The organism is Fulvivirga lutimaris, assembly GCF_009711525.1.
Lineage (GTDB): Bacteria > Bacteroidota > Bacteroidia > Cytophagales > Cyclobacteriaceae > Fulvivirga > Fulvivirga lutimaris.
In genome coordinates, this window is record NZ_SMLV01000307.1 from 1 (window position 1) to 12,473 (window position 12,473).

Annotated in this window: 10 protein-coding genes; 4 read left to right on the plus strand and 6 right to left on the minus strand. The window is 36.6% G+C overall.

All coding sequences use genetic code 11. The features are described from left to right. Positions 1-1,151, minus strand: a 1,151-nt coding sequence (locus tag E1140_RS05845; protein ID WP_155180185.1) for an ABC transporter permease, incomplete at its 3' end; no start/stop codon positions are given. A gap of 11 nt (positions 1,152-1,162) precedes the next feature. Continuing rightward, a complete protein-coding gene (locus tag E1140_RS05850) occupies positions 1,163-3,559 on the minus strand; it encodes an ABC transporter permease (RefSeq protein ID WP_155180188.1) in 2,397 nt (798 codons plus the stop codon). Positions 3,560-3,725: 166 nt separating this feature from the next. Between E1140_RS05850 and E1140_RS05855 the strand changes: the two genes are divergently transcribed. Continuing rightward, positions 3,726-5,096, plus strand: coding sequence for a sigma-54-dependent transcriptional regulator (locus E1140_RS05855; RefSeq protein ID WP_155180191.1), 1,371 nt, complete (start codon positions 3,726-3,728; stop codon positions 5,094-5,096). On the opposite strand, the gene E1140_RS05860 is transcribed toward E1140_RS05855, so the two are convergent. The 4 genes from E1140_RS05860 to E1140_RS05875 all read right to left on the minus strand — a co-directional run bounded on the left by E1140_RS05860 (position 5,097) and on the right by E1140_RS05875 (position 9,388). Continuing rightward, complete coding sequence (locus E1140_RS05860; protein ID WP_155180194.1) at positions 5,097-5,480, minus strand: DoxX family protein; 384 nt, start codon at positions 5,478-5,480, stop codon at positions 5,097-5,099. A 201-nt stretch (positions 5,481-5,681) separates the two neighbouring features. Further along, complete coding sequence (locus tag E1140_RS05865) at positions 5,682-6,617, minus strand: DUF5694 domain-containing protein (protein ID WP_155180196.1); 936 nt, start codon at positions 6,615-6,617, stop codon at positions 5,682-5,684. A gap of 59 nt (positions 6,618-6,676) precedes the next feature. Then, entirely contained in the window at positions 6,677-7,732 is a 1,056-nt protein-coding gene (locus tag E1140_RS05870) for a helix-turn-helix domain-containing protein (protein ID WP_155180199.1), read from the minus strand. A gap of 18 nt (positions 7,733-7,750) precedes the next feature. Then, complete coding sequence (locus E1140_RS05875) at positions 7,751-9,388, minus strand: ankyrin repeat domain-containing protein (protein ID WP_155180202.1); 1,638 nt, start codon at positions 9,386-9,388, stop codon at positions 7,751-7,753. A gap of 222 nt (positions 9,389-9,610) precedes the next feature. Between E1140_RS05875 and E1140_RS05880 the strand changes: the two genes are divergently transcribed. From E1140_RS05880 to E1140_RS05890, 3 genes are all read left to right on the plus strand, one after another. Continuing rightward, positions 9,611-10,963, plus strand: coding sequence for an ATP-binding protein (locus E1140_RS05880; RefSeq protein ID WP_185153449.1), 1,353 nt, complete (start codon positions 9,611-9,613; stop codon positions 10,961-10,963). A gap of 239 nt (positions 10,964-11,202) precedes the next feature. Continuing rightward, on the plus strand, positions 11,203-11,661 hold the full coding sequence (locus E1140_RS05885) for a hypothetical protein (protein WP_155180205.1): 459 nt from the start codon (positions 11,203-11,205) through the stop codon (positions 11,659-11,661). 193 nt (positions 11,662-11,854) lie between these two features. After that, positions 11,855-12,473: WD40/YVTN/BNR-like repeat-containing protein (locus tag E1140_RS05890; RefSeq protein ID WP_425482001.1), on the plus strand; the 619-nt coding region annotated here is incomplete at its 3' end.

Consider the following 12,473-nt stretch of genomic DNA (forward strand, 5'->3'; position numbering starts at 1 on the left):
TTGGAGTTGTATACTATCGCTGGAATGTCATAGCCTAGTATATATTCTATGTTTATTGAAAATAACTCGGCAAGCCCTAAAGAAAATAGAATGGCAATAAATGTTGTGATAGCCGTTTCTACTAAAAATTGGCCAATTAATAATGTTCTGGCACTACCGAGCACCTTTCTAACGCCTATTTCTTTAGACCTTAATGAAGCAGAAGCCGTATTCAGATTTATAAAATTGATGCATGCAGCTATAACCATTAGCAAACCAATTATTGCCAAAGTGTAGATCTGATCATATGATATAACACGACCAGCAGCATTAAAATAGTTTTCATTGAAATGAACATCAGAAAGGGGCTGTAGTTTTAGTGATACTATCTTAGGGTCATCTTCCTTTTTGTTTTTTTGAATATAATCTTCAATCTTTTTGGCAAATTCATTTGGATCAGCATTAGTATTTAGTTTAACAAATACATTTATAGATGATGAATTGGCCGTCCAGCTATCCCATATTCTTTCGGACCCTCCTATTTCAAATGACAAAAGCATTTTTAAAGGTAAATCTGTATTCATTGGAGGATCAGCGACTACTCCAGTTACAGTAACATCAAAGTAGTTTTCAATATTGATTGTTTGGCCCAGTGCCTTCTTATAATCACCAAAATATTTCTCAGCAAGACTCTTTGAAAGCACCACTGAATAGTTATCAACTAACGCCTTTTCAGGGTTTCCGCTTAGAAATTGATAATTGAAAATCTTAAAGAAGTCCTGCATCACAAATGCCTGCACTCCTATTTCTTCTTCATATTTCTTTCTTTCGCCTTCATAATCAACAGTTACCAAGCCACTAAGTGAGTTGCAATCAACAAAAGTCAAAAATTCAACATCAGGGAATTCTTCTTTGAAAGACTCTCGCAATGGATAGGGCATCCCCGCATCATGAACTATCTCACCACCATCACCAACTTGTTCAGTTTTAACGAGTCTGTAAATTGAATCAGAGTCTTTATGATAATTATCAAAACTCAAGTCAAAGCGAAGAATAGAGAAAATAATAACTGCAGCTGAAATACCCAGAGACAGTCCCACCACATTAACTATAGTGTGAGACTTGTTCTTCCTGATGTTTCTTAAACTGATCTTAATTATATTCTTAAACATAAAATCTAAAATTATTCGTCTGATAAAGCGTCTACTGGATTTGAAAGCGCAGCACTGGCTGATTTGAAACCAACGGCACAAACTGTAACTAACATTGTAGCCATTAAAGCACCAATAAAAATGTCAGCCGATAATGGTATTTGATATTCAAAATTGGCCAACCATTCATTCAAAAAGTAGTAGGCAGTGGGTACAGCAAGTACAAATGCGATGACTACAAGTACCACAAAATCTCGTGATAACATTACTACTATTTGTTTTACACTAGCACCCAACACTTTTCTAATTCCTATTTCCTTGGTTTTAGCATTAGCCATGAATGAAATTAAACCGATCAAACCAATGGCACCAATGAACAGGGCAATAACTCCGAAAGTGGTAAAGACCTTAGACATGCGCTCTTCATTAGCATAAAACCTTTGAATTCTATCATCAAGATAGGTATATGAAAATAAAAGTTCGGGAAACTCGGCCTCCCATATTTTCTTAATCTCTTCAATGGCCTCCTGATCTACTTTTGCCAGTCTTACAGACCCCTGAAAAAACATTGCGGGTATGTAAGCAAATACCACTGGTGAAATTCCAGAGTGTAGCGATTGCATATTGAAGTTCTTAACCACCCCTACAATCTTTCCATGATTTCGGCCCCAGAATGTACATTCTAAGCCAAGAACATCCTGAGGGTTTTCAATGCCCATTTCTTTTAAAGCCCGTTCGTTAATCATAAACTGAGCACTGTCGTTTGATAGGTTAGTACCCGCTATTACTTCTAATCCGAGAGCAGGTATATAATGTTCATCAATCAATTTTACCCGATGGCTAATTCTTGCCTCCCCTTCATTCCAGATGTATTCCAAATTACCACCCCAGGTATTATTAGATATAGAGCCAGTGTTAGAAAAACTCACATCTTTAACATTTGACACAGTCATCATCTGGTTTCTCAAAGTTTCTAATTCAAACCCATCTACTTCACCAGGCATAGAGAATTCAACAACCGCCTCGGTATCTATTCCCATAGGTACTGTTAAGAAATAATCGATCTGATTCGACACGGCTATTACAATTATGATTAATGCCTGTGCGATAAATAATTGTAATACAATAAGCCCCTTTCTGAGGGATACACCTGAGTTTTCTGAAGAATGAATTTTGCTCTTCAAAGCCTTAATTGGGCTGTATCCTGAAAGGATCATTGCCGGATATAGGCTTGAAGATAGTGTAACTACAACTATCAATAACATAATAAATGCCACCATCTTAATGTCTATAGAGGTTGGTGGTAAAGTATACCCAATAAGAGTATCAATATTGAGTAATGCCAGCTCCACAATACCTAATGAAACTAAAACTGAAAAGACCGTTACAAGAGCTGTCTCTGCTATAAACTGAGTAGCTAAAAGTCCTCGTGCACTGCCCAATACTTTTCTAATGCCTATTTCTTTGGCTCTTTTAGATACCAGTGCTGTATTTAGATTTATAAAATTTATACAAGCTGCAACAACAAGCATCACAGCTATGACCATAAGCGTATATATCGACTGCCATGAAGTTGTGCGTCCAGACAAAACATATCTGTCGGTATCAAAGTGCATGTCAGTAAGTGGTTGAAGCTTAAGAAAGTAACTATCGGGATCATCAGCTGGCTTGTTGTCATTAATATAGTTGTAGATGTTTTTGTTGAAATTATCTACAGATACGTTCACCTTTGCCTTAACAAATATTTGTACCCCTGATGAGGTGGCTACCCAATCATCCCAACCTCTATAATCTTCTTGACCAAGATTAAATGAGATTAGAAAATCTGAAGGTAAATCAGTGTTTTTTGGAGCATCTTCTATTACGCCAGTAACTTTTAAATCATACAGATTATCAAAGCGAATGATTTTACCATACGCCTCTAAATAGTCACCAAAATACTTCTCGGCATAAGACTTAGAGAGCACCAATGTCTTGATCTCAGGAAATGGATTTTCTTTATCTCCCACTAAGAATTTGTGATCAAAAATCTTGAAGTACTCTGAGTTAACATAGGCCAGATTATTTTCAGACTCGCTATATTTTGTCTTATTGCCATTCTCTTCAGTGGTTATAACAGGTGACCCAACATTAGTATCAACAATAGATAGATACTCTGTTTCATTAAAGTCTTGCTTAAACCTCCTCTCAAGCTCATAGGTAGATCCGCTTAGCTTCACCACCTCACCTTCGTTGAGTGCTTCTGTCACAACCCTGTAAATTCTGTCTGAATCACTATGATAGTTATCAAAGCTCATATCAAAATCAATAACCCGATAGATAACTATGGCTGCCGAGATGCCCAATGACAAACCAATAACATTAATAAAGGTGTGCGCCTTGTTCTTGATAAGGTTTCTAAAACTGATTTTGAGTAAATTTCTAAACATAGCTCAAGGTTTGATTTCTATTACTCAAATGCGGTGCCACGGCAACCAACCCTCCAAAATAAGCCCTTAACGCAATTTTTAGCTACTGCTTAAATAAAAACTGTATCGAATTCGATACAATATAGTGTAATGTTTTCGATACAATGTAATAACTTAGGATTCTGAAATGAAAACAGAAGCCAACATATTAATTATTGATGATGACCGTGATGTTTTAGAAACCGCAAGGATGTTTTTGAAGCAGGAGTTTTCGTCAGTGGATATTGAAGAAGATCCATCAAAGATTGATGGTTACTTCGAAATGAAAAATTATGATGTCATCCTTCTGGATATGAATTTCAGTAAAGGAGTTAATGATGGTCAGGAAGGGTTTAAGTGGCTAAGGCATATCATCAATAAGGATAATGAAGCCATAGTTATCTTAATTACTGCTTATGGCGAAGTTGATCTAGCAGTAAAAGCTATGAAAGAAGGTGCAAGTGATTTTGTGCTCAAACCCTGGAAAAACCAAAAATTGTTGGCCACTATTTTATCTGCTTTAGAGCTAAGAAAGTCTAAAAAGGAGGTGACAAAGCTCAAAGCAACGCAATCGGCCATCAACAGTGACACCAATACCAAGTTCAGTAATTTTATTGGCGAATCTGATGGGGTCAAGCAGATCAAATCTTTGATCTCAAAAGTCGCAGTCACCGATGCCGACATCCTAATACTTGGAGAAAATGGTACAGGCAAAGAACTTGTTGCTCGTGCTATCCACAACCAGTCTAACAGAAAAGACAATACTTTTATTAACGTTGATCTAGGTGCACTTACAGAATCATTATTTGAGAGCGAGCTCTTCGGTCATGTGAAGGGTGCATTTACAGATGCTAAAACAGACAAAGTAGGCAGATTCGAATTGGCCGATGGCGGCACCATTTTCCTTGATGAAATTGGCAACTTATCTCTCCCTCTTCAGGCTAAGCTTTTAACTGTGTTGCAGAGCAAGAAAATTCAGCGGGTAGGATCATCAAAAGAAATAAATGTCAATTTCAGGCTGATATGTGCTACTAATATGCCGCTAGCAGAGATGGTTGCAGAGAACAAATTCAGGCAGGATCTGCTCTATAGAATCAATACAGTGGAAATTAAAATTCCTGCGCTTAACGAACGCCCAGAGGATATTCCTCTTCTCATTGAGCACTTCTTTGATATTTATAGCAAGAAGTATGGCAAGACCAGTATGAAAATTGGTAAAGACATCTACCCTTCTCTTAAGAATTATGACTGGCCGGGAAACATCAGAGAGCTACAGCATGCCACTGAAAGGGCTGTTATTTTATCGGAATCCAATACAATTGACAATCCTGAATTATTCGTAAATCAACCTGTGAGCAAGGTTAAAATCCATGAGCCAAAAACGCTGGAGGACATGGAGAAAACATTTATCATAGAAACTCTGGAAGCCAATAAGGGCAACGCCACTGCCACCGCTAAACAACTCGGTTTAACACGGACTGCGCTTTATAGAAGGCTAAATAAATACGGACTGGTATAATTAGTACTTAGATGGTTGCACCATATCTTCGGCAAACATCTGCTTTTCCTTTTCAAGCCATAGGACTATTGCTAAAAAACCAATATTGGCAATATCGACCAGTATTTCCATAACACCATGCGATTGCAAATTGACATAAATGGCACCAATCATTATAGATGAAAGAACAACTGCTGATTTGATCCGCCACTTTGAAGTAAGCAATCCAACGGTAGCCAAAACCTCCATAAAACCCACGAAAAACATAAACTCTAATGACATACCATTAGAAAGAAAAAGATCACACATTTCACCTGCCAACTTTGCATGGGCCATGGCTATAAACTGGATTCCCACCAATATGATAAGCGCCCACTTAAAAAATAACTTTCCTTTGTATGACATATTTTGAGTTTACCTACATAGGATACGCAGATGGAAAGCATGAGATACAGAAATATGTCGAACGGCAATTTTATTAGTATAAACAGCATAGAAACTCCTACAACCATATGGTGATATAGAACCTTGCTTATGAATAAAAAACACTTAGATCCAACGGCAAGGCTTGATTGAGGGGAATTTTTCGAATTTCTTATATGGTTGTTATTCTTCGCTTTTAGCGCTGCCCAAAAATTCGATTGGATTTGTAAGGGTAAAGTTGGGGTTATTGTTTAGAAGTTGCTTTAGGTAGAAAACGTGACCTCTACCAATTATAATAACTATTCTATCATTCGGCTGGCTACTTTCAATGATATTTCTGTAAATAAAAAGATTTCGCTTGTACCATTCTGCAACCAGCTCTATACCGATATTATCAAAATCAAATGATCGCAATAGATAAGGCAGACCGTCAATTTCTTGGTCAGACTCGTGATAAGAAAACATGATATTCGCACTGTCCCTGACTCTGACTGCTACATTGTTGTAATAATCGTGATTATCACTGATTTGCGCATCTTCATTTAGATAAATGAGGTTTTCCTTTATGCTATTCTCGGTAAATAATTTTTGTGTTTCCTTGATTTTAACCAGAGATTTATCTTTTCTCTCCTGATAATAATCCAGTGCCAGGGTATCTGCTATGAAATCCACATAGTCGCCTAACCAAGGTCCTTGATGGTCTATTGCTTTTATTTGAATGCCACCTGATTGTTTTCCAAGTCTGAACCCAATTTGATATACCTCATTTACTCCCCCTCTAATTTCATTTAATTGAATTTTGTCTTTGAGATAAAGTTGATATAAGCTATCTAACTTTGATTGTTGATCTGGGGTAAATTCTACAAAAATTTTTGTTGGATTATATTCCTTTAAAAGACCTACTATTTCTGTTATTTCCTTCTGTCTTCTATCAGTATAATAATCGTCAATTTCTAAATTATAGGTGTCTTGTCCTGGATTATTAAAATGGTAAACTCCAAGCAACATTACTGAAGTTTCCTTTGAGGGGTCAGTCTCAATTTGAGCATTATCTTTTTGCTGACATCCAAGCAATAGAAGTACAGAGGTTAGGGCTAAAAATGATTGTGTATTTTTCATTTGCTGAATCTCATATTCACTTAAAACAATCAGATATAAGAATGGGGAGAATGATTAATCTATAATGTATTGGTCTTTTTATATACAGAAGGTGTGACTTCTGCGTATTTCAAAAATGCCTTATTGAAAGTAACCTTATTGTTAAATCCTGCTTCCATGCCAATGGACTCTATCTTGTAATGATCATACTTTGAGTCAAGCAGCAATTTTTTAGCATGTTTTACTCTAAAGAAATTTAAATGATCATTAAAATTTCTTTGCACCACTTCAGACATAGTTTGAGAAATATTATGTGGTTTTTCGTCTATTATCTCCGCAAATTTTGAGAGATTCAAATCTCTATTTAAGAAGAGCTCATCTTTGGAAAATGCCACTTCAATTTTAGAGATTATCCTATTCATATCACTCTTGCTCAAACTTGAGTTCAGATATTTTCTTGATAGCGTCTTAAGAAAATTATTGTCTGTGTAAAGTAGGTAAGCTATGATAAAAACCAGGGTATCCACCATAAAATAGAAGTAGATAAACTGCCTCCAATTATCGGCAAACATCGTTAGCCATGACACTAGTACTGTGCTAATAAAATATATGGTGCACATAAGCATCAAATACACCTTCTCATTGCTTGTTAAAGAGTATCGGTTTCGATAATTAAATATTATTAAAACAACTCCATAAATCAACTGATGAGAGGCACGTAAATAATTTATGGGCATTATTCTATCTAAGAAATGAGTGCTTATATAAACCTGCTGGTCTTCATGAGTCATTAAGAGTATATCCCAGATGTGAATAAAAACTAATACCATTGGAATTAAATGTAGTAGATCTTTTGCTTTAAAATTGACTTGATCACCTACCAATGACCTACAATGAAACCACAATACTGGGCCATATAGAAAGCCCAAAGCAAAGTAATAACCACCGAATGAAATTTGATACTGAATTAGAAGCCAGCTTGTAGAATATAAAAAGTAAAGAATCTCAAGCGATAGAAGAAGTATAAAAGCGGTTAGCGTTATGCTGGCCGTCTTATTTTTTCTAAAAAAAACTCCCCCGGCAACAAACAGCCCAATAAGGGCATACACTAACAGTACAAATCGTAAGACAGTCAAACCTCAATATTTAATTTACTACCACTCTCTTTTCAATTTAAATAGAATTTTCAACTTACCATACCACTCCGGTTTCTTTCCGTCAGGGTAAGTCTCATCAAACATTGTTAAGTGCAATGCATCATCTTCAAATTCTATTTTATAGTACTGTTTTCCACTTTCAAAACCTGCGACTTTTGCTATGTCAGCAGTTGTTAAAAACACACTGTCAGCTATTTCATAGGACCCGCTATTGAATACTACCGTTTTAAAGGCATACACCATTTCTTCTTCGGTCAGTTTAGAAAGTGTCTCGGCACTTTTTCTATTACTTCCATAGGGGTTATACATAATTGAATAGGTATTATTACCAACTATCAAACGACCTGGATACTCCATCTTTGCCGTGTAGGTAGTATCTGCATATACATAGTTTACCTCATACATTTTCCAGCTTCCAAACAATGGGTTTTCGGCATTTTCAACTTGCTCGATGGCCTTTAATATTTTCGAATCTTTATAAGCTGCGGCCAACGTTTTGCCGGTGTAAGTATCATTAAGCACTGACCTTTTAAAATCAGCACCGTTATTAACCATAGCTACGGCAAAATCTGAATGTCTGTAAAACATTGCCCAATGCAAGGGAGTACAGCCATTAACAGAATCAGTAACATTGATATCAGCGCCAGCCTGTAATAACATTTCTGCTATTTCAATATCGCCATTTACGGCTGCACCAATAAGTGGTGTCAATCTATATTTTTTATCTGTAGCATTTGGATCCGCACCGTTGTCAAGTAATAATTTAAGAATATCAGCTTTGCCATAGCGTGCAGCCCAAGTTATGGATGCCTGACCAACACGGTTTAGTGCATTCACATCTGCCCCGGCAGCTATTAATGATGCGATAATTTCCTTGCTGCCATTTTCTATAGCAAAATTGATAGCCGGTGTACCCAGCTCATCTTTTGCATTTGCATTGGCGGATTTCTTAATAAGTTTAGAAACCTCTTCTGCATTGTCCTCTCTTATAGCATTGATCAATGCGGCAGATTTCTTGTCAATTTTATCAAGGTCCATGTGCTGTCTAAAAACTGCAGCCACAGAATCTGCATGCCACAGTCTAAACCCGACATCAACGGCTTTTCCATGCTTGCTACTTAGCTTTAAATCAGCTCCCCTTTTAATCAGAAACTCCATGGCTTGTAAGTGCCCGTAATAGGTCGCCCAGTTCAATGCATGATCTTTATTAACATCCAACTGGTTGATATCTGCTCCATTATCAGAAAGAAGCTCCAATAGCTTCACATTGTTAAATGCTGCAGCATACATCAATGGTGTTGCTTCAAGGTCAGATTTGCCTGCCAGGTTGGGATCAGCTTTCTTATTTGTAAGGGCTTCAGCGAATTCATAATTGTTAGCTTCACACGCTGCCAATAATGGAGTATTGCCATTGGAGTCATAACCATTTACATCCACATTTTGCTTTAGTATATAATGGAAAATGTTGGAAGCTTTAGCACTTATTGCATGCGTTAAGTAATCAACAGAGATTTTATTTTCAGCAAGCTTAACAAACTGATCTAAATCATCAGAAGCAAAGGCTTTATCAATTGGATCGTTAGAAAATGCACTAGTACTAAGAAGCAATAATGCGAAGGCTAATAATTTTTTCATGCTGTAAAAGTAATCTGCTTACAGCATGCACGAATCAAAATTATGAGTCTACATGTTAAGATTAATTAATATTTACGCTTTACGCAGCTCTCACAATCGCCTCAGGATTCAATAGTTTACACTATACTTAATACAAAGCCAGTATTCCTCATATTTTCTCAACTACTAGAATTTACTCATCATATCACTAGATTTGTTTTACATCTCATTATTTTAAGGACTGTGTTATTCAAAAAATTTAGCTTCAAACTTCTAGTCAGGATTGGGTTTATCATTCTCAACCTTCTGGCACTGTCCATTATTTTTGGAGATGATAGATTGTTCTTCAATCAGATTATCCTTTTTATAGTTCTGGTCATCCAGATTTATGAGCTGGTGAGGTACATCAACTACACCAATAGGGAACTAGCCAAATTCTTGTTATCAATAAAACATAATGACTTCTCGGTCAACTTTAAAGGATCAAAAATTGGCCAGTCCTTTGAAGAACTTCATGATGCTATGGATGGCATTATTCAAACCATTGAAAATTCAAAAATTGAGAAGGAAGCACAATTTCACTACCTCAGACTAGTGGTAAGCAATATTAACATTGGCATTATCTCAATTGAAGATGATGAGAATATTGTGCTAATGAACAGGCCTGCAGAAAAGACTTTAGGAGTTGAAGGCATCAACAACTGGAACATCTTAAAAGAGAAAAGCCCGCGGTTTGTTGCTGATATAGAATCTATTGGTGATCAGGGGAGAAAGCTTATAGAGCTGCAAAATACTGATGATCCTTTTACCCTTTCTGTGGATGTTAATTCCATGAAAATGCTCAACAAGACCTACAAACTGATCACCTTTCAGGATATCAGGGGCGAGATAGAGCAAAAGGAAATTGAGGCCTGGCATAAGCTGATCCGAATTTTGACCCACGAAATAATGAACTCGGTAACGCCTATTTCTTCTTTAACAGAAACTATGGAATCTATGCTTGGTGCTGATGGTAAAACTAAAAAGGCTGCTGAACTGGATGATGAAACCATAGAGGATTTGAGATTTTCGCTTAAAACCATCCACCGAAGAAGTGATGGTATGCTGAGCTTTATAGACGATTATAGAAAACTGACCAAGGTGGCTAAACCCAAGCTGGAGCCTGTAGTCATTGATCATTTATTTGTATCCATCAAAAGTCTACTTAAAGGAGAAATGGATAAGGCTAACATTCAATTTAATGTAAATATTAAGGATGTTGATTCTATCTTATTAGATGCTTCATTAATAGAACAGGTGCTGATTAACCTGATAAAAAACAGTACTCATGCTGTTGAGAATGTAGATAAACCAGCTATTGAGCTCAATGCCTACAGCGAAGGGAAGAAAGGAATAATAGAAGTTAAAGACAACGGACAAGGTATTGGTGAGAAGGAGCTTCGAGAGATATTTGTACCCTTCTTCTCCACCAAAAAAAATGGATCTGGCATTGGTTTAAGCCTCTCAAAACAAATTATGCATCTGCATGGCGGCCAGATAAAGGTAAAATCTGAGGTAGGTAAAGGAACGAGTTTTTATTTGGTTTTTAAGGGATAGATGCATTTACTTTCATTTGTGATCCGGAAGTAATTATTAACCTATCTAACCCAAGGGCTTGGTTTTATCCCTCTATCAATACCCTAATCTTATTCAGATACCAATGCTTCGCACTATTGAATTTTTCTAATAATTCATCATTATATAACACCAGTCTCCATGGCAACAGAACCATTGATGATATTGAACCGTATTTAATAACTGAATTGGCTAGCTTTAGCTATCAATAAATATGATTCATGAAGATTAAAGGATTAAACGAAAGACCAGCGATAGGAGACAATAAAAAATTAAAAGCCAGATTTCTACTATTCGAAAAGGTGCTTGATGAGTTGAACAAAAAGGAAATTCCTGATGAAATAGTTGGTGCTATCAATAGCCAAATTGATGAAGTTAACGCTGCTACAGACGAAGAAAAGGGGTTGAAAACTAAACTCAAAAAATCTCAAAACATCATTTTAAAGTTGGTTGAGAAAGAACTGAAGTTTGTTACCATCAATCATTACCGCAATCTTTATCTGGGTGTTGGACTGGCTTTGGGTGTGGCATTTGGGAGTGCATTTGGTGCAAGCTTGGGAAACATGGCCTTCATGGGTGTTGGTTTACCTATTGGTATGGCCATTGGCATAGCCATAGGAACACAAAAGGACAAAGAAGCGAAAGAAAGTGGCAAACAATTAGATTTAGAGATTAAGTAATCAACCCTTTCTTTGCATTTAGCTAGGGCTGCTTTTCTTACCTCAGACAAGTAAATATTTCTTAGGTAATGATTGTTTACTTGTACCAGGGCTTTTGACTCTCTACTTTGACAAAATCAAATTACTTTTAAAACTCACTGGTGCTCCGAAGCCAGTAATACAAGAAGTATATAAAGCCATCAACTACAAAACAATGAAAAGAATACTGCCTCTACTTTTAATCCTGATTTTAAACTACCCTTTGATCGCTCAAGTAGATTTAAATGTAATCATTCAAGAAGAATCATCAGATATAAAAATTGAGGGTTTGTCTTTACCCATTCACAAAATAGCACTATATGACACTTTACTATGGGCCTCAGACTATGGCAATGGAGGAGTGTATAAAAGCATTGATGGCGGTGAAACATTTAAAGAGATCGCTAAACTTGGGGCAGAGTATTTTGAGTCTATTCAGTTTCTTAATGAAAAGGTTGGATTTATCAGTGGTGACTATGGGTATGTTTACAAAACTATTGATGGAGGGAGCACATGGACTGAAATAAGCCCTGAGATAGAAAATAGAATCACGGAGCGTTTCAGAAATGACTCAACCAAAAATCAGGAACCTGATGGTATTTTTGCAGCTTATTATTCTATGTACTTCATGTCAGAGTCGAGGGGCTACGTTTCAGGGTTCAGCTTTAACCCCAGTCTTGGTTTCGGAAAGTCATTTGAGCGATTGTTTTTCCTTACCTCTAATGGAGGTTTAAGTTGGAGGCTACTTGACCAATCAGAGCAAAAAGGTGCAGTTAATGAGTTTAAGGGTAAGA